Source organism: Paenibacillus sp. W2I17 (assembly GCF_030815985.1).
GTDB lineage: Bacteria > Bacillota > Bacilli > Paenibacillales > Paenibacillaceae > Paenibacillus.
This window is the reverse complement of sequence record NZ_JAUSXM010000001.1, coordinates 1,303,264-1,323,248: the sequence shown is the minus strand read 5'-3', so window position 1 is coordinate 1,323,248 and position 19,985 is coordinate 1,303,264. Positions and strand designations below refer to the sequence as shown.

General features: G+C 48.1%; 13 protein-coding genes. All 13 read left to right on the top strand.

The window, feature by feature from the left end; translation table 11 throughout:
* Positions 1–23: 23 nt before the first annotated feature.
* Positions 24–2,921: an extracellular solute-binding protein gene (locus tag QF041_RS05750; protein ID WP_307412799.1), complete on the top strand. Its 2,898-nt coding sequence runs from the start codon at positions 24–26 to the stop codon at positions 2,919–2,921.
* 19 nt (positions 2,922–2,940) lie between these two features.
* Entirely contained in the window at positions 2,941–3,897 is a 957-nt protein-coding gene (locus tag QF041_RS05745) for a carbohydrate ABC transporter permease (protein ID WP_036615906.1), read from the top strand.
* A 2-nt stretch (positions 3,898–3,899) separates the two neighbouring features.
* Positions 3,900–4,775 carry a carbohydrate ABC transporter permease gene (locus QF041_RS05740; RefSeq protein ID WP_026081082.1) on the top strand — a complete coding sequence of 292 codons (876 nt, stop codon included), beginning with the start codon at positions 3,900–3,902 and terminating at the stop codon, positions 4,773–4,775.
* A 15-nt stretch (positions 4,776–4,790) separates the two neighbouring features.
* The gene (locus QF041_RS05735; protein ID WP_076317895.1) at positions 4,791–6,254 is read left to right on the top strand and encodes an NHL repeat-containing protein; all 1,464 of its coding nucleotides are present in this window, start codon (positions 4,791–4,793) and stop codon (positions 6,252–6,254) included.
* The gene (locus QF041_RS05730) at positions 6,238–6,873 is read left to right on the top strand and encodes a YIP1 family protein (RefSeq protein WP_036615901.1); all 636 of its coding nucleotides are present in this window, start codon (positions 6,238–6,240) and stop codon (positions 6,871–6,873) included. Before QF041_RS05735 ends, QF041_RS05730 begins: the two co-directional genes overlap by 17 nt.
* Positions 6,874–6,890: 17 nt before the next feature.
* On the top strand, positions 6,891–9,467 hold the full coding sequence (locus QF041_RS05725; protein WP_307412794.1) for a DUF5696 domain-containing protein: 2,577 nt from the start codon (positions 6,891–6,893) through the stop codon (positions 9,465–9,467).
* Positions 9,468–9,520: 53 nt separating this feature from the next.
* On the top strand, positions 9,521–10,366 hold the full coding sequence (locus QF041_RS05720; protein ID WP_307412793.1) for a carbohydrate ABC transporter permease: 846 nt from the start codon (positions 9,521–9,523) through the stop codon (positions 10,364–10,366).
* 17 nt (positions 10,367–10,383) lie between these two features.
* A complete protein-coding gene (locus QF041_RS05715; protein WP_307412791.1) occupies positions 10,384–11,331 on the top strand; it encodes a carbohydrate ABC transporter permease in 948 nt (315 codons plus the stop codon).
* Between the two features lie 275 nt (positions 11,332–11,606).
* Positions 11,607–13,313, top strand: a complete 1,707-nt coding sequence (locus tag QF041_RS05710; RefSeq protein WP_307412789.1) for an RICIN domain-containing protein — start codon at positions 11,607–11,609, stop codon at positions 13,311–13,313.
* Between the two features lie 294 nt (positions 13,314–13,607).
* The gene (locus tag QF041_RS05705) at positions 13,608–15,959 is read left to right on the top strand and encodes a helix-turn-helix domain-containing protein (RefSeq protein WP_307412788.1); all 2,352 of its coding nucleotides are present in this window, start codon (positions 13,608–13,610) and stop codon (positions 15,957–15,959) included.
* A gap of 275 nt (positions 15,960–16,234) precedes the next feature.
* Entirely contained in the window at positions 16,235–17,089 is an 855-nt protein-coding gene (locus tag QF041_RS05700; RefSeq protein WP_307416906.1) for an ABC transporter permease, read from the top strand.
* Positions 17,090–17,116: 27 nt separating this feature from the next.
* Positions 17,117–18,046, top strand: a complete 930-nt coding sequence (locus QF041_RS05695; RefSeq protein ID WP_036615892.1) for a carbohydrate ABC transporter permease — start codon at positions 17,117–17,119, stop codon at positions 18,044–18,046.
* A gap of 20 nt (positions 18,047–18,066) precedes the next feature.
* Complete coding sequence (locus QF041_RS05690) at positions 18,067–19,725, top strand: ABC transporter substrate-binding protein (protein WP_373461282.1); 1,659 nt, start codon at positions 18,067–18,069, stop codon at positions 19,723–19,725.
* Positions 19,726–19,985 lie beyond the last annotated feature (260 nt).

The following is a 19,985-nucleotide window of genomic DNA, read 5'->3' as shown; positions in this document are numbered from 1 at the left end:
CAGGAAAGGGGATACATTCAAACATGCGGTCACGTAAGAAAAAGGGACTAATCCTGGTGCTTGTCCTGGCCTTGGTGCTCTCCATATGGACACTATATCCATCGCGGGATCGTAATCCGGGAACGGTACATGCGCTTGAGGACTTTGAGGCGGTATCGGGAACCGAGGATTCATTCAGTTATGAGCATTATCTGACTGCTCATGACAATACGGCCAAACCGGATGAAATTGTACGCATCGAAGGCGAATCTTATATTCAGGCAGAGGATGGGGAATTTGAGGTTGTGCAAGGGTACGCCGGATTAGACGGAAATGCCGTAATTACGCCGGAAACTGGAACCATTCGCTGGGATGTTCCCGTTCAAGTGAGCGGTTTGTACAACATTCGCATTCACTATTATCCCGTAGAAGGCAAAAGCTCCGGGATCGAACGCAGGCTTGAGCTTAATGGTAAGGTCCCGTTCAGAGGGGCCGATATTCTTCTGTTTGACAGGGTATGGGGAAATCGAGAGGACAACGTCCGGCAGGACGATCGTGGCAACGAGCTTAGACCAAGACAAGTGGAACAGCCCGAATGGCAGCTGACTTCCTTCAAGGACAGCGCAGGGTACTTCGAGGAACCGTTTCAGTTTTATTTTGAAAAAGGCAGTCAGAAGTTATCGCTCACTTCATTAAGAGAAAGCATGGCGATCGATTATATCGAGTTATATCAAGAAAGCGAAGTTCCTTCCTATGCAGAGCTGGAGCAAATCTATACCTCACTCGGCTTGAAACAATCGGCTCCTGTCATGCTGAAAGTACAGGGGGAGGAAGCTGTTAGCAAATCATCTCCTACACTGGCACCAATCTCGGACCGATCAAGTCCTTCACTCGAGCCTTATAATGTATCGAAAATTCGGATGAACGCCATCGGAGGAATTAACTGGAAACTGCCGGGCGAATGGATTGAATGGGAAATTGACGTGCCTGAAGACGGATTGTATCAAATCGCGCTTAAGGTGAAGCAGGATCAATTGCGTGGCATCTATGCCACCCGCAGTCTGACGATTAACGGCGAAGTTCCGTTTAAGGAAATGAAACGCATTCGATTTAACTACAGCCCGGCTTGGCAAACTCAGGTGTTGGGTTCGGGAGAAGATCAGCCATATCAGTTTCATCTGGAAAAAGGAAAACACCGAATCCGAATGACGGTTACACTTGGCGACATCGCTCCGCTGCTGCGGACCGTGGAATCCAGCGTGCTGGAACTGAATGAGATGTATCGCAAAATATTAATGATCACCTCCAACAGTCCGGACCCACTGCGGGATTACCAGCTGGAACGGCGTATTCCGGAGATGACGGAGGTGTTTGAACGACAAGCTGACACCTTGCGATCTGTTGCAGATTACCTGGAAAAGGCCACGGGTGAGCAAAGTGACAAAGTGGCCGTACTTCACGCCATGGTATTGCAGCTTGAAGATATGGCGGCCAGACCAGAGACGGTTCCCAAACGGCTGGATACGTTCAAAATTAACGTAGGTGGTCTCGGCACATGGATTCTATCGGTACGTGAACAGCCGATTACGTTGGATTACCTTGTCGTATCTCCGCCGGGTGAATCGTTGCCAAAAGCGGAAGCGAGCACCGTCCAGCAGGTGAAGCACGAACTGGGCGCATATGTTGCCTCGTATACCGAAGATTACGACAGCATTGGTAACGTGGAACAAAAGAAGGATGCCATCACCGTATGGATCACAACCGGACGAGATCAGGCCCAAGTACTGAAAGGCATGATCGACGATTCGTTTACCCCGGATACGGATGTGTCCGTGCAGTTACGTCTCGTTCCGCCTAATATTTTGCTGCCCGCAACACTCTCGGGGGAAGGACCGGATGTAGCCATGCAGATGGGCGAAGACATTCCGGTGAACTATGCGATGAGGAATGCAACAGCGGATCTGAGCCAATTCCCCGATTTCGAGGAAATTTCGGGCAGGTTCCGTGAAAGCGGATTGACGCCTTACCGCTACAACGACGGGGTATATGCCCTTCCGGAGCAGCAACATTTTCCAATGCTCTTTTACCGCAAAGATATTCTGAATGAACTGGAGCTCGAACCGCCGAAAACGTGGCAAGACGTATATAACGCCATCGCCGTGCTGCAGAAGCATAACATGGAGTTTTATCTGCCGATAGAGGATACGCTGAACAATGCCAACCTGGTTCCGAATTCAACCTTTGCGATGTTGTTATATCAGAATGACGGAACGTTCTACACCGAAGACCAGAAGAAAAGTGCGCTGGATTCGGAGATTTCAATGGACGCGTTCAAACGCTGGACGCAATTTTATACCAATTACAAGTTTCCGCTCAAAGCCGATTTTCCGAACCGCTTCCGTACCGGGGAAATGCCGATCGGAATTGCTGATTACACCACGTATAACATGCTGACGGTTATGGCTCCGGAAATCCGCAATCTCTGGGACTTTACGATTGTTCCGGGTACACAGCTTCCGGATGGGTCCATACGGCATGAAGTGGCCAGCGCTACGAGTGCGGTGATGATGCTCGAAAATGCCGACAACAAGGAAGCGGCGTGGAAGTTCATGAAGTGGTGGACTGATGATCAGACCCAGATTGAATACGGGAGAGAAATGGAAGGTCTTATGGGAGCGGCTGCCCGTTACCCAACGGCCAATATCGAAGCCTTGAAGCAATTGCCTTGGCCTGTGAAGGATTATCAAAATCTCGAGAAACAATGGGAATGGGTACAGGGAATCCCGCAGCTTCCTGGAGGTTATTTCACGGGACGACATCTGGACAACGCCTTCCGTAAGGTGGTCAATGCAAATGAAAATCCGCGTGAAGCCTTATCAGACTATGTATTGTACATTGATGATGAAATTGAGTTGAAACGCAAGGAATTTAATCTGAAATAGAGGAAAGGGAGGGTAACGGTTGCAAGCTAAAACTACCAAGACAGCCGCCGCTCCTGCCGTCCATACCCGCCAGGTCGGCTGGTGGTCCCTATTGAAGCGGGATCTGTATCTCAGCAGGCATTATTATGTATTGATGGCACCGTTTATGCTGATTTTTTTCATGTTTACTGTCATTCCGGTCGGCATTTCACTTGGGCTCAGCTTTTTTCACTTCAATATGCTGGAGCTGCCGCGATTTGTCGGCTGGCAGAACTATTCCCGGCTTTTCCTGAACGATGACGTATTTCTGATCGCGCTCAAAAACACGCTGCTTTTTGCCGTAATTACAGGCCCTCTCAGTTATATAGCCTGCTTTTTGTTTGCGTGGATCATCAATGAGCTGTCTCCTAAAATTCGGGCGGTCATGACGCTGGTTTTCTATGCCCCATCCATATCGGGCAACGTCTTTTTCATCTGGCTGATCATCTTCTCGGGTGACAGCTACGGGTATATGAACGGCTTCCTGATGCGCCTTGGCGTCGTACTGGAACCGATCCAATGGCTCGCAGACGAGAAGTATGTACTGGCAATCGTCATTATTGTACAGCTGTGGCTGAGCCTGGGAACCAGCTTCCTGGCCTTTATTGCAGGACTGCAAACCATTGATCGTTCTCTGGTTGAAGCAGGAACCGTAGACGGGATCAAAAACCGCTGGCAGGAGCTCTGGTACATCACCTTGCCTTCGATGAGACCGCAGCTGATGTTTGGTGCGGTAATGCAGATTACCGCTTCCTTCGCCGTAGCTGAGATCTCCATCGCACTGGCAGGTTTCCCGAGCGTAAACTATGCGGCACACACAGTTGTCACACATCTGATGGACTTCGGAACCATTCGTTTCGAGATGGGGTATGCCTCGGCCATCGCAACGGTTCTGTTTGCCCTAATGCTGGGTACAAACGTTTTCACGCAAAAAATGCTTAGAAAGATAGGTGAATGACGATGACCAGCAAAGTACGTGCCGTGTTTGGCATGCCAAAAAGGCTTAATCGGTCATTTACCGTCAGCCTGATGTTATTTGCATTGCTGGGCGTGTTCGGCTCCTTTATGGTGCTTCCGCTCATCTATGCAGTCAACAATGCATTCAAGCCGCTGGATGAGCTGTTTATTTTCCCGCCGCGCTTCTGGGTGAACAATCCGACAACGGAGAATTTTGCCGATCTGATCAACCTCATGGGCAATTCGTGGGTGCCGTTATCCCGCTATATTGCCAACACTTTGCTCATTACGATACTTGGCACAGCGGGGCATATCCTGCTTGCATCTGCAGCGGCTTATCCCCTGGCGAAATATCGTTTTCCGGGTTCCAAAGTGTTGTTCACCATTGTCATTCTGTCCCTGATGTTCTCGCCGCATGTTACGGCGATTCCGAACTACATGGTCATGTCCTGGCTTGGCTGGATTAACACTCATGCGTCCATTATTGTGCCATCACTTGCGTTCTCGCTGGGACTTTTCCTGATGAAACAGTTCATGGAGCAGATTCCCGATGCTTTGCTGGAGGCAGCCAAAATCGACGGAGCCAATGAATACCGGATATTCTGGAGCATTGTGATGCCCAATGTGAAGCCGGCATGGCTCACGCTCATGATCCTGCAGTTTCCAGCGTTATGGGGAACGGATGGCGGGAGTTTCATTTACAGTGAAAATCTCAAAACGCTGCATTATGCGCTCAGTCAGATTGTGCAGGGAGGGATTGCAAGAGCCGGTGTAGGTGCGGCTGTTGCCTTGCTGCTGATGATTGTACCGATCACTCTGTTTATTATCTCTCAGAGCAGTGTTATGCAGACGATGGCCACTTCGGGCATGAAAGAGTAGAAAGGAGGCAGCGAGGTGCGGAGAAGCACATGGAAAAAACGTAAATCGATCATCATGGGCATGATCTGCCTCCTGTTGTTCGTTCAAGAGGCGCCCTATGTGAGTGCAGACGGTAAAACGGATGCGTATCATTATTCCTTCTGGGGTGACGCAGTTCCTTCACCGGCGGCATATGAGGCAACCACCATTATCACCGGCAAGAAGCTGAACACAACTCCTATGAAAGAGCCAAGTGACATGCATGTTACCGCCAATCAGCACGTCTTTGTGCTCGATTCGGGCAATGGCCGCATCATTGAGATGGATCGCAACTTCAAGCTGGTACGGACGATTGATTCATTTGAGCAGGAAGGCAAGGAAGATCATTTTAAAAATCCACAGGGATTGTACGTCACGGAAAAAGGCCATCTGCTGGTCGCTGATTCGGATAATCACCGGGTGGTGCATCTGGATGAACAGGGGAAGCTCGTCAAGATCGTGTCTGAACCGAAATCGGATCTGTTAAAAGCAGACTTCCAGTTTAAACCGATGCGGATTGTTATGGACAAAGGGGAGCGTATCTACGTCATGGCCGAAGGCGTATTTGATGGATTCATGGAGTTCAGCGCCGATGGTACGTTCTCTTCCTTCATTGGAGCGAACAGAGTTCAGGTGGACCCGGTGGAGTATCTGTGGAAACGGTTTGCAACACGGGAGCAACGGAGCCAGATGGTGATGTTCACTCCAACGGAATTTACCAATCTGGATATGGATGAAGAGGGCTTTATCTACGCCACTAGCGGGGATCGCGGCAAAGATCCGGTCAAGAAGCTGAATGCCCAGGGTACAGACATTTTGCGCAGAGAAGGCTATCAGACTCCGCAGGGTGATTTGCTTTATACCCAAGAAGCAGGGCCATCCCGCCTGATTGATGTGGATGTGGGTGACAGTGACATGTATTCCGTACTGGATTCCAGCAAGGGCCGAATCTTCACCTACAATGGAGACGGATACCTGCTCCATATTTATGGCGGCATCGGGAACCGGCTGGGCCAATTTAATACACCTGTTGCCCTGGAACGTGCGGGAGACCGGATGTTAGTTCTGGATAAAGCGCTGGGTGAAATCACCGTCTTTCAAACAACTGAATACGGACGTACACTCCACGAAGCGGTGCGCAGCTACTATAACGGTGATGAAGATCAATCTTCGGTGCTGTTTGCCCAAGCTGCCGAGATGAACGCTAACTTGGAATATGCGTATGCGGGAATTGGCAAAGCATTGCTTCGTCAGAAGGAATACGCCGAGTCTGCGAAATATTTCAAGCGCAGCATGGAGCCCAAAGGGTATTCCAAGGCTTTTCTTTTGTACCGCAAAGAGCTGATGCGTGAGCATTTTTCATGGATGATGTCCGGTATATTCCTGGCTGTCGCTGCGATTGTCACCGTCATCATCGTTCGCAGGCAGAAAAGGAGGACTACGAATGCAGGCATCAAGTAAGCAACTATACCAGTACCCGCTGCATCTGATTTTTCATCCGTTTGACGGATACTGGGAATTGAAGTATGAACGGAACCAGAGAAACTCACTGCTGATTGCTTTCATGATCCTGGTGCTTCTGGTCATCACCAAAATTTTGCATGCCCAGTACAGCGGTTTTCTCATTAATCTCAGTAATCCAAAGTACCTGAACAGTCTGCTCGAAATGTTATATGTCATTATACCGGTACTGTTTTGGTGTGTGGCTAACTGGTCGTTAACCACATTGATGGACGGGGAAGGCAAGTTCTCCGAAATTTTCATGTCAACGTGTTTTGCACTGGTACCGTTGTTACTCATTCATTTTCCATGGATCTGGCTGAGTCTTGTGATCTCTGCGCAGGAAACTGCCTTTTATTATTTCTCCAATGCACTCGCCATTGCGTGGACGGTATATCTGTTATTTGTGGGGAATATGACGGTTCACCAGTACACACCAGCCAAAACGGTGCTCACGATGCTGCTGACACTTGTAGCGATGGCGTTTATGGCATTTCTGTGCCTGTTATTCTTCAGTCTTGTACAGCAGATTGTATCGTTTGTCGTAACCATCTATCAGGAATTAGTGCTTCGGGGCTAAGGGAGGAGGAAATTGTTATGAATTATACCGTAGCCAAAAAAATAACAGGAATGCTGCTCGCGGGCAGTCTGCTTCTGGGCGGTTGTCAATTCTCGCCAACACCGCTCGCTCACGAGACAGTGACTGCCGCAGATCCGACGGACTTTCCCTCCCTGCCTCCCGGAGAGAAACTGAAATCATCGTTCAGCGATGTCCGCCTTCCCGGCATGGTAGGCATTGCGCAGAATGCTGCGCTGCAATTGTTCATTAACGAAGAGACTGCCGAGATTGCAGTGATTCACACGCAGAGCGGCCAGATCTGGCGCAGCAATCCTGCAGATCGTGAGCAGGATGGGGTTGCAGCCGGGATAAACAAAGACCTTTTATCATCACAGACGAAGCTCAGCTTCTTCAACAGCCTCGGACAGAGCAGCACCGTGAATTCCTTCACGGATAGTGTTGCACACAAGCAGATAAGCTACGAGGTGCTGCCAAGCGGCGTGCGGGTCCACTACCAGTTTGGAAGCACTGAGCGATCCATAGAAGACTTGCCGATGAAGATCAGCAAGGAGCGATTTGAACAAAGGCTGCTTGCACAGCTAGACAAGGCCGGGCAACGGGCCTTGAAGGTCGGCTATGCGGAAGACAAGGATGAAGGCACTTACGTCCGGATTGATAAGGCGATGCAAGGATTGCAATTGTCCCGGGCCTTGAAGGCTTTTGACACAGCCGGTTACACATTGGAGGATCTGGCTCAGGATCATGCCGAGTTTGGCATTGAAGAGGAACGAAGTGGACCACGGCTATTTATGCTTACGATGGAATATGAGCTGGATGGAGAGGATTTGCTTGTACGTGTTCCGTCCTCAGGTATTCATTTTCCGGAGGAATATCCGATCAACAGCATATCTGTAATGGATTACTTCGGGGCCGGGGGTTCAGAAGAAGTGGGCTCCATACTGGTGCCGGACGGTTCGGGAGCACTGATCCATTTTAACAATGGCAAGCTGCAGTATCCTGCCTATCAACAAGATATATACGGACCGGATATGACCATGAAACTACGGGAAGCAAGTTCGAATGAAGCCAGAGCCAGGTTGCCGGTATTTGGACTGATTCGGAAAGAGGGGGCTTTCCTGGGCATTATTGAACAAGGGGATGCCGTTGCAGTTGTGAATGCCGATATCAGCGGCAAACTGAACAGTTACAACAACGTATATCCCAGCTTCTATGTAGTGAACAAGAGCGATGTGACGCTTCAGGCAAGTGATATGGTTCGTACACTTCCGAAATTCCAGAAGAAACCGACCGCGTCTGATTTCGTCGTTCGATATGCTTTTGTCGGGGCGGATAAGGCCTCGTACTCGGGGCTTGCATCTCTCTATCGGGATTATCTGATGCAAAACGGCGGACTTCCCGAGTTGAACGCCAGCAAGGAGCAGAGTAACGTTCCCTTTTATCTGCAACTGTTCGGTGGCATGACAACAAGACAGCATATGTTGGGCATACCGTATGATTCAACGGAGGCTTTGACCACATTTGATGAAGCCAAAAACATTCTCTCCGCCTTGACGGAGAAGAAGGTATCCAATATTCAGGTGCGTTATGCAGGATGGCTTAACGGCGGGCTTCATCATCGACTGCCGGATTCCATCCAAGTAGACGGCGCGGTAGGCGGGAAAAAGGGATTGCGGGATTTCAGTGCATATACACAAGAAGCGGGCATCGGTTTCTATCCCGATATCGCTCTGCTGAATGTGCAATCCAAAAAAGGGTTTAAACCGTCCAAAGAAGCTTCACGCACATTAACTCAGGAACCGGCGGTCTTGTATCCGATGAACCAGGCCATCCAGCGGCGGGACCGGGATCGTTCACCATCCTATGTGCTTTCGCCCAACATGCTGGAAGACGTAACGGCAGACATGTTAGATGAGCTGAGGTCCCTTCAAAAGGATGGACTGTCGCTAAGCCTGAATGATCTGGCAGCTCAGTTAAACAGCGATATGAATCCGAAAAAGCTGGTGGACCGAACCCAAGCGCTTGGCTCCGTGAAGAAGGCACTTGAACAAATCGGGCAGCAGGCTGGCTCGCTTGTTGCTGAAGGCGGGAACGCTTATGCCTTGCCGTATGTAACTGGTCTGACAGATGCGCCGATGACCAGCAGTCGTTTCAAGCTGGAGGATGAAGAGATTCCGTTCTATCAGCTCGTTGTACACGGCAGCATCGGTTATACGGGGACGCCATACAATCTCTCCACATATACCAATGCAAGGCAATATGTGCTGAAGCTGATTGAATATGGAGCGAGTCCTTACTTTGCATGGTTCAATGCGCCAAACCATGTTGTGAAAGAAACGGATTATGATGATCTCTACGCGGCGAATTATGAACAATGGATCGATCTGGCTGCCGAGATCTACAACGAGGTGAACCAGGTGAACCAACCGTTTGCCGGACGTTCCATGATGTCCCATGAATCCCTGGAGGAGGGCGTCTTCCGGACAACATATGAAGGTGGCGGGTTCGTAATTGTCAATTATAACGACTTCCCTGTAGAAGTTGACAACGATACAGTGGAAGCCCAAAGCTATGTGACTGGTGGTGAGCAGCTCTGAAGACGCTCCTGAAATGGAAATGGGGAAGTCGTACGTATGCTCAGCAGAAAGCCATGTGGGGCGTAATCTACGTGCTTCCCTGGCTCATTGGTTTTGTGTTGTTTTTCTTCATTCCGCTGTTAGCCTCTCTGCGATACAGCATGAGTACAATTCAGGCTAACGCGGAAGGCATAGCGATTCAGTTCAACGGTGTTACCAATTACATTCAGGCGCTGACCGTCAATACAAGCTTTAACCGTGCGTTAATTGAGGCGATCACAGACGTGCTCATCAACGTACCGCTTATCGTTATATTCAGTCTGTTCCTTGCCGTCATCCTGAATCAGAAGTTCAGGGGCCGGGCTGTTGCGCGGTCGATCTTTTTCCTGCCCGTTATTCTGGCATCGGGAGTGATTATGACACTGGAGAGCACCAGCCTGATTGAAGCGGTTAATCAGAGTAGCACAGGTGGAAGCTCACTCGGGACATTTGAACTCGAAAATCTGATGGTTAACGCCGGAGTGAGCGATTGGATCGTTACGTATCTGAGTAGCGCCGTAGATCGGATCTATCAGATCGTCAGTCAATCCGGTGTACAGATTTTGATCTTTTTGGCAGGGATCCAGACGATTTCCCCTCAACTGTATGAGGCTTCGAAGATGGAAGGGGCAACGGGTTATGAAGCCTTTTGGAAAATTACGTTCCCAATGGTCAGCCCGCTTATTTTTGTCAATGCGATCTATACAATCATTGATTCGTTTGCCAATAACGCCATGACGGAACTGATCCGGGATACCGGCTTCGTCAAATTTGACTTTGGATTAAGTTCTGCCATGGCATGGGTCTACTTTCTGGCCATTGCCATCATTCTGGTTATCGTAAACATCATTTTCTCGAAGCGAGTCTTCTATCAAGATTAGAAAGGAGGGTGTCCCACGTGACAACATCACGATTATTATCGCTGGAGCATTGGAAAGGCTGGCTGTGGGCCATGATCCGATTCGTTCTGATTACCGGGCTTTCCTTCGTTATCCTGTTTCCCATATTTCAGAAGGTTTCCACATCCATCAAAGCTAAAGGTGATCTGTATTCGGCAGTGGTGGTGTGGATTCCACAGAACTTCTCCATCGACAATTTCAAAGAGGCGATACGCGTAATGGATTACTGGGCAACGCTTTTTAATACGTTTGCCCTGTCTGCAACGACTACACTGCTGACTACAGCATCCTGTGCACTTGCAGGATACGGATTCGCCAGACTGAAATTCAGGGGAAGCAACTGGCTGTTTGCTGGTGTAATTCTGACGATTCTTGTACCGCCAACGACCATTCTCATTCCGGTATACCTGAATCTGAAAAGCTTTGATCTCATGGGGCTTATGACGCTTATAGTCGGCAAACCTGTTAATTTGCTTAATACCTATTGGCCGTTTATTCTGACGGCGATTACGGCCAATTCACTTAAGGCCGGTTTGTACATCTTTATCTTCCGGCAATTCTTCAGGGGTATTCCGAAGGAAGTGGAGGAGGCGGCCTATGTGGACGGCGCAAGCATCGGACGAACATTTTCAAGAATCATGCTGCCCAATGCCATTCCGTCCATGGTAACAGTCATGCTGTTTTCCTTCGTATGGCAGTGGAACGACAGCTTCTATACGACGACTTATCTGACTTCAAGTAAAGTCATGTCGACTCAGTTATCGTCCCTTCCGTATAATCTGGCCCAGCAGGTTACTGACGGTGCAGCTTCCCAGGCCGATCCGTTCTATCTGAGCATGATCCAGGATACAGGAATTCTTCTTGCCATTCTGCCTTTGATCGTCATCTATTTGTTTGTGCAACGATATTTCGTAGAGAGTGTAGAGCGTACGGGAATCGTCGGTTAAGTTAAGTTCTTCTGTACGTTTGGAGTGGGATCAGACTGGAAGAGGGAGGAGGAACTTCATGCAACATTCCATCTGTGAAAAGGGGGCATGTAACGATCTCATGAACGTTTGCTCACAGCAGAACCGCGATCCTTCCCTGCGCAGGATCCCCTTGCTGTTGTGGAACGGGCTGCGGGAGCGGGCGCCGACCTGAGCGATCTGTTTGATCAGAGATACTCTGACGGAGCTTACCTCGCATTATTGCAAGGCAATATATCAGATCAGGAGGAATTAAAGTGAAGAAGTTCATGACATCTTGTAAACTTGTACTCATTCTGGCTTTATTGATCACAATTGCTCCATGGGGAGGCAGTCGTGCCGAAGCATGGGTGGGCATGCCGATGGGCAAGCTTCACGTAAACGGCAAAAACCTGGTGAACAGCAACAACCAGCCTGTGCTACTGAACGGTTGGCATCAACCCTCAGGTGCCTACTGGACGTATCAGGACAGCAATTATTATCTCAATCTGCATGGCAATAACCGTCATGCAGCTACACTGGCTTATCTGAAAGACATTACCGATACTTTTGCTGACACCAGCGCGAAGTACGGAAGCAATCATGGCTGGAATATGAATCAGGTACGTCTGTTCATCGATCGTCAGGACATGGGAGATGTGGCTGCTGGTACATATAACTTTGCCGGTGTGCAGACCGTTACGCAAAATGTAATTATTCCGTACATTCAATATGCCAAAACAAAAGGTGTCTATGTTGTCCTGGGACTGGACTTCACATTGAAGGATGATCAGGCGACAACACCTGCCAACCTGCAAAAATTCAACGAAATCTGGGGTTATCTCGCTTCACGCCCGGAGATCAAAAGTGCAGACAACGTTCACTTCGAACTGATCAACGAACCGGTGAAATCCTATGCCAATGGACATTGGGGTGGATACAACGGGGAAAATGACTTTGTGGATCACTGGAATGACTTGCGTAATTTCCAAAATTCCATGATTTCAACAATTCGCAGCAAAGGTGCGGACAATGTCATCTGGGCGGCAGGTCTGGGATACAACCAATTTTACAGCTTGACGGCAAGCCATCCATTGACTGATCCGCTCAATAACTATGGATATGCGGTTCACTGGTACCCTGGTTATGGCGCATATGACAACTTCTCTATCCTGCAAGACCAGTGGAATACCAACGTGAAGGCAGCCGCTGACAAATATCCGATTAATATTACCGAGGTAACCTGGTTCAAAAACAAACCTGGCGATTCGGCCTATTGGAACTTGTTTAATGGCAGCAATGAAGGTTTTGGAACCAATACCAAAACGATTTTCAACGCATCAGGCAATGTCAGCATTGCAGCTCATATGAACGGATTCATTCTGGAGCCAGGCCAACGCAGTTCTTTTGCTGACCCAACGGCTGGACTGAAATGGGATGGAGATGCTTCACGGAGTGCCATGGGACGATTCCTGTTCAACTGGTACCATGAACGTGCCCAGACTTATCCGGGCAGTGGACAAGGGGGCGGACCGACAACGGGTCTTGTATCCGGTGCAACTTATAAAATCGTAGCCCGGCATTCCAACAAAGTTGTTGATGTTCCTGGTGGTCAAAATGAAAATAATCTTCAGCTCCAGCAGTGGAGCGATCTGGGCGGTAACCCTCAGAAGTGGGTTCTGACTTCGATCGGTAACGGCAACTATACACTCACAAGTGTGAACTCGCCGGACAAAGTCATCGACATTCGCAACGGTACCCTCACCAATGGGGAAGCGGTTCAACTCATGAGCAATCTGAACACAACCGCTCAGCATTTTAAGGTCAACGATCTTGGTAACGGGTACTGGAGTATCATTAACGTGAACAGCAATAAAGCGATTGAAGTGGCAAACGCTTCCACTTCGGATGGAGCCATGCTGCAGCAGAACACCTACACGGGTGCTACAAACCAACAATGGAAATTTGTTGCCGTTAGCAACTAATTAGCACAACGTTAAACAAAAACCTCCCCAAGTCATTCCATGTCTTGGGGAGGTTTTTTGCGTTTATTTTTGATACTTTGGGATGGAGGCCATGTGAAGGTAAAATACAACTATATTTGTGCCCTAAGCCGCAGACCAACAATTATTTTCATGTAAGCATTGTACGCTACAGTATGTAAATGTACCATAAGGAAGAAGTTGTACCTTCACCAGGAAGAAATGCCCGGTGTATCATTGAACAGCTACCTTAACACAGAGAAATGTAAGCGCTTGATAAAAAAAGGGAGGGTACATATGCAGCTCCTATGGTCCAAATTTTCACCCGTGTTCCGCCGATTCCTCATTTCGTATCTTGTCATTCTGATGATTCCTCAAATTGCGGGATATGCCTCTTACCGAGCTTCCATTGAAGCGGCCCGTTCCAGCTCCATTGAGAACAGTTTGAAGTCGCTGAGTCTTGGGAAAGAGATCATTGAGCGAAATCTTCTTCAAGTCGAAGCTTTTACCAGACAGCTTGCCGTCAATCCCGATTTGCAAAATTTAATTGCTGGGCCAAAGCCGCATGATCTCTACAATGTCTACGGTATGAACCGTATGCAGCGGAGCCTCTCCATGTACAGCAGTACCAATGATTACTTGTCCCATTTCTTCATTCACATTCCAAACTACAATGCCATCATCACACCAAGAACCGTGTATTATCGTCCAGAGCATTATTATGCTGCCAATCAGCTGGACGGTATGTCGTTTGAACAATGGCATGACCGAATTCTCAAACAACCACACTTTAATGAAATCATACCGCTTCGAAACTATAAACGTGAAATACTCGGCACTGTGCTTGCAGACGTTCCCGCCATTACGTTTCTGCAATCTCTGCCTTTGAACAGCTTCAACAAACCGCAAGCCACGATTGGTGTCATGATTGATCAGGATCAGATGGCCAGCCTTACTCAACATATTGTGGATCAATATGGCGGCTGGACTCTCGTCACCGATGCGGAAGGACAGATCATTTTCTCCCATGGCATTGAACAAGCCGAAGCCGAGCAAGTGGCACAGAGTCGCCAGAGAGAAGGTAACGCTGCGGAAACGGAGCTGAACGTGCAGAATGTACAGCCTGGAAGTGATGGTCGGCTGCTGATATCGATGCAGTCCAGTCAAAATGGATGGAATTACATGGCAGGGATTCCAGAGAAAGCACTCATGACAAAAGCGGACCAAATCAAACAAGTCACGCTGGTCTTTACTTTGGCAACCATTGCCTTGGGACTGTTATTCGGGCTGGTTCTGGCCTATCGGAATAGTGCACCCGTTTACAGACTGTTGGCCTCTTTTCGGGAACAAATCACCGATTCCCCAGGCAGACGGGGCAATGAATATGATTTTTTGGCAAGCCATATTAACAATCTCATTGCTAATAATGACTCACTTAAAAACGCCATGAATGAGCAGATTCCGTTATTGAGAGACGGTTTTATCAAACGTTTGTTAACCGGAGAAGTCTATACCTCACTTGAGTTGGAGGTTATCTCATCCCAGGCGCACATTTCCCTTCATAGCAGCAAGGGCTTGGCAGGCTTAGTGAAGGTAAACGGATATGCCAATCCGGACAGTGAAGAAACTATCCATGAACTGGGTGTCGCAAGGCTGCTCATCAAACAGGTACTTACAGAGTGGAATGCGCAGCTGCTAATCACGGATTGGGGAGCAGACCAGATCGCTTTTGCCTGTCCATTGGATGAGAACCAACTGAATGAAGCTATAGGGAGATGTGAAAAAGAGCTGAACACCTTGATGGAAGTGATCTACCGGGAGCATCGGATATCCACAACAATTGGTACAGGTGCAGCTTACGAGGTTTGGAATGATGCAGGGCGTTCCTTTGACGAAGCCAAACAAGCTCTGGATTATGCCATTCATATGGGAACAGATCATCTGGTGAGATTTGAAGATACGATGAAGGAAAATGAAATGTTCTATTATCCGATTGAGTCTGAACAGCGCCTGCTGAACACGATCAAAGTCGGGGAGCCTGAAGAGGCGGTACGTATTCTGGAGCAATTATTTCTTCGTAATTTAGAGGAGCGGGAACTGTCCTACGAGATGACACAGCAGTTCATCATGGAGCTGAAGGGGACTTTTCTGAAGCTGGACGAACCAAAATTCAAGCTGGATGCCTCCCTGCTGGAGGAATATAAATCTCGGGTGACATCCATTCAGATGACAGAAACGATTACTTCGCTGCGTGCAAAGTTCAAACGGTTAACAGAAGACATTTGCGGTGATTTCCAGAGAAGAAGAGCAGGAGCACATGCGGATACAGTAAACGAAATGATTTGTTTTATCCAACAACATTATGGGGATGCAAACTTGACGATCTATCGGATTGCCGAGCACATGAGCAAGTCCGAGAAGTTTATATCCCAACTGTTCAAAGAACACACGGGAGAGAATCTTTCCGATTATTTAGAACGGGTACGCATTGATGCTGCCTCGAACTTGTTACACTCCACTGGTCAGACCATTGACGAGATAGCGGAGGCCACCGGGTATAACAGTGCACATTCATTCCGCCGAGCTTTCAAGCGGGTACGCGGCATTTCTCCGAGTGTATTTCGGAAAATGGACGTTCATAGCGGTTAATGTAGGCTGTTTCTCGGGAACTATATTCGCTTTTTGTACTTTCTCAGCGTAACTGTACCTTTACGCATCCCCAGCGCAATCTTATGATTACTCAAAAAGTAAGCGCTACCAAGTTGAGCTGAAGTTCAGCACGATTTGGAGCCAAGAATGGGGGGATGATTCTGAGAACCACAATGACCAGTGAATCAAAGTCCGTGAAGAAACCAAGTAAAGCGTTTGCCTTGAAGCAAGCATTATCCAGAAGCTGGAGGCGACATTGGCAGCTGTATCTGCTGATCCTGCCACCGATTGCTTACTTTATTATTTTCAAGTATGTACCCATGATGAATGCGGTCCTGGCATTTAAAGATTACAACGTCATCAAGGGGATCTGGGGCAGTCCGTGGGCCGGAACCAAGTATTTCGAATTACTTTTCAAAAATCCGGCGTTTGTTATGCTGATCAAGAACACACTCTACATTTCGTTTTACAGTCTAATCGTTGGTTTCCCGATTCCTATATTACTGGCGCTCGCGCTGAACGAAATCAAAAACATACGATTCAAAAAAACAGTACAAATGGTGACGTATGCTCCATATTTCATCTCTACCGTTGTTATGGTCTCCATCATTATGCTCTTTCTGTCGCCTAGGCTGGGTATTGTCAACACGATTGCAGGTGCCCTTGGTTTCGAAGCGGTGAATTTTCTCGGTGAGCCCGGACTGTTTCGATCCATCTACGTATTCTCCGATGTGTGGCAGGGAATGGGGTACTCTGCTGTGATATATCTGGCTGCTTTGGCAGGTGTTGATCCATCCCTGTATGAAGCCGCCAAAGTGGACGGAGCCAACCGAATACAGAAAATCATCAATGTTGATCTGCCTGGACTACTTCCGGCAGCCGTTATTATTCTGATCCTGAGTGTAGGGAATATCATGGCTGTTGGGTTCGAAAAAATATATTTGCTGCAAAATCCGCTCAACCTGTCTGCTTCGGAGATCATCTCCACGTATGTCTATAAAATAGGATTGCTGAATGCCAATTATAGCTTCGCTACTGCGGTTGGTCTGTTCAACTCGGTGATTAACCTGATTCTGCTATTAATCGTAAACGCGGTTGCCAAGCGACTGTCCAATACAAGCTTATGGTAACGGGAGCGAAAGGAGGAGAACCAACCCATGCCTAACACACAGACAAATGCAGGTCGTTCGCGGATCAAGAGCAGCAGTACGATTCGTGAATCCTGGGGAGACCGCGTATTTATAACGGTTGTTTACTTCATGTTGACAGTGGTGCTGATTGCCGTGCTGTATCCCTTGATATATATTGTGAGTTCTTCGCTCAGCAGCCCTGCTGCCGTCTCCTCGGGAAAAGTCTGGTTGTGGCCCATTGACCTGACGTTTGACGGTTACAAGTCTGTATTGCGGAATGATCAAGTCCTTACCGGGTATGCCAATTCCCTTTTTTATACAGCCTGCGGCACCTTCATCAGCGTGGCACTGACCATTATGATTGCATATCCATTATCCAAAAAAACGTTTGTTGGTCGCAGCTCGTTAATGATGTTTATTACCTTCACCATGCTGTTCTCGGGCGGTTTGATCCCTACCTATCTGGTGGTCAAAACCATGGGACTGATTGATACCCGCTGGGCGTTGCTGATTCCCAATGCCGTCTGGGTATGGCAAGTCATCATTGCCCGTACCTTTTTTCAGAACTCGATACCGGAAGAATTGTCCGAAGCAGCAGACATCGATGGCTGCAGTGACATCCGATTTATCTTCAGTATTATCCTGCCACTCGCCAAACCGATTATCGCCGTGTTGTCACTTATGTACGCTGTCGGTCAGTGGAATGCATACTTTGACGCCCTCATCTACCTGAAATCACAGTCGCTCTATCCGCTACAGCTGATATTGCGCAGTATTCTTATTCTGAACAGCAGTACGGGGAGCATGGATGCATCGGAAATGATCAAACAGCAGCAAATGGCTGAACTCATGAAGTACTCGTTAATTGTGATGGCCAGCTTGCCGGTGCTAATCATCTATCCTTTTGTTCAACGGTATTTCGTGCAAGGCATGCTGATTGGCTCAGTTAAAGGATAAGTTCATTTTTTCTATTATTCATGAAGGAGAGGATTGTATTGAAAAAAGCGGGATTCATCATTCTTGCCTGTATGCTGTTTACCTCGTTGGTACTTACCGGATGTTCAAGTTCTGATAAGGGGAACGGGGAAGGCAGCGATCCATCAGGCAAGACGGCCATTAATGTGTTCGCCCATCAGGGTTCGGATACCAACCTGTCCACTAACAAATTCACGAAGAAAATGGAAGAGAAGTTTGATATTCAGTTCAACTGGACTACGGTTCCATTCGACGGTGCAGCGGAGAAAAGACAGATTTCACTGGCTTCCGGTGATTATCCGGACTTGTATCTGCTCATCCCTTGGGTAGATCGTTTCTCCCAGACAGACTTGTTGAAGTTTGGTCAGCAGGGGGTTATTTTGCCGCTGAATGATCTGATTGAGGAGCATGCTCCCAATATTAAAAAAGTGCTTGAAAGCAATGACTATTATCGGGCCATGAACACTGCTCCCGACGGAAATATCTATGGTCTGACGGGTCTGAATGAATGTTTTCACTGTTCATACCCGAACAAGATGTGGGTCAACACCAAATGGATGGAACAACTGGGCCTGACCGAACCCACGACGACAGAAGAATTTAAGGAAATGCTTCGGGCATTTAAAACGAAAGACCCGAACGGGAACGGCAAAGCCGACGAAGTACCGCTAAGCGGTTCGACTGAAAATTTCGGTGTGCACATTATTCCGTACTTGATGAACGGTTTTATCTATGACGACGATCGGAATTATCTCATTGTCAATCAGGGGAAAGTGGAGACCGTAGTGAACAAACCGGAGTGGAAAGAAGGGCTTGCCTATATTAAATCCCTGTACGATGAAGGATTGATTGATCCAGGGGCATTTACCCAAAACGTCGGGGCCTTCAAAAAAATTGGAGATAACGCGGATGCACAGCTTCTCGGTGCGGGAGCAGCGATGCATCCATCATTATTCGTAACCACTGCCGAAGGTTCTCCTTACGGGAATGATTACAATCCCATCCCTCCATTGAAGGGACCCCATGCTGCTTATGCTACGTACAACTATCCGATTGATCCCGGAGCGTCCTTTGTACTGACAAACAAAGCCAGTGAGGAAACGCAGATCGCGGCCATAAAGCTGCTGGATTATCTCTATACCCAGGAAGGAACCATGGCATCATATCTGGGAGAAGAGGGCGTAAGCTGGCGCAAACCACAAGAAGGAGAAGTGGCGCTCAATGATCAGATTGAACCGTTATATAAAGCCATTCCGCTTCCTTCTGGAGAAGAACCTCGTAATGACAGTTGGGCTGCATTGAGTCAGTACAATCATTATCAGGCATATCGGGACTCCGAAGTACAGGGGACAGACATCTATGCCAATGATGGTGGTGAGCGACGTCTCTATGAGGCGACATTGTTAATGGAGGGCAAGGAACCGAAAGAGATTTTCCCTCATTGGGCATTGTGGGTAGATCCGTCCCAAGCTGATGAAGCCAGCATGATGCAGACCAATCTCAAGGATTACATCGATCAGAACGCCCTGCAATTTATTACAGGCGCCAAAAGTCTGGATAAGGATTGGGATGAATATGTGAAAGGCCTGGAGGGACTGAACATTAATCGATATCTGGAGATTATGCAATCTTCCTATGATACTTCTTCTGTTTCCAAATAATTAAAGTATCTGAATCATATCCCGTGTAACAATTCAGATGATGAAGAGGCATCCAGGTCATAAAGAAGCATTGGAGTACAGAGTGGGGAAAGTTACTGCCTGTATTTGCACACCCAAACGCGTTTCCGGTTCGCAGTCAGCACTTGCGAGCCGGGAACGTTTTTTATTGATATAGATTAAATCGTAATATCAGTGCATCCTTCTTAAAATTCTGAGATTGAACCTGTCCTGCAAGCCAAACGTTCACAGGACAGGTTCAA

What these genes read in the sequence shown, in the direction of transcription:
- QF041_RS05750 (WP_307412799.1), top strand. Translation starts at nt 24, where the DNA reads ATGCGGTCACGTAAGAAAAAGGGACTAATCCTGGTGCTTGTCCTGGCC.
- QF041_RS05740 (WP_026081082.1), top strand. Translation starts at nt 3,900, where the DNA reads ATGACCAGCAAAGTACGTGCCGTGTTTGGCATGCCAAAAAGGCTTAAT.
- QF041_RS05730 (WP_036615901.1), top strand. Translation starts at nt 6,238, where the DNA reads ATGCAGGCATCAAGTAAGCAACTATACCAGTACCCGCTGCATCTGATT.
- QF041_RS05725 (WP_307412794.1), top strand. Translation starts at nt 6,891, where the DNA reads ATGAATTATACCGTAGCCAAAAAAATAACAGGAATGCTGCTCGCGGGC.
- QF041_RS05720 (WP_307412793.1), top strand. Translation starts at nt 9,521, where the DNA reads ATGTGGGGCGTAATCTACGTGCTTCCCTGGCTCATTGGTTTTGTGTTG.
- QF041_RS05705 (WP_307412788.1), top strand. Translation starts at nt 13,608, where the DNA reads ATGCAGCTCCTATGGTCCAAATTTTCACCCGTGTTCCGCCGATTCCTC.
- QF041_RS05695 (WP_036615892.1), top strand. Translation starts at nt 17,117, where the DNA reads ATGCCTAACACACAGACAAATGCAGGTCGTTCGCGGATCAAGAGCAGC.
- QF041_RS05690 (WP_373461282.1), top strand. Translation starts at nt 18,067, where the DNA reads ATGAAGGAGAGGATTGTATTGAAAAAAGCGGGATTCATCATTCTTGCC.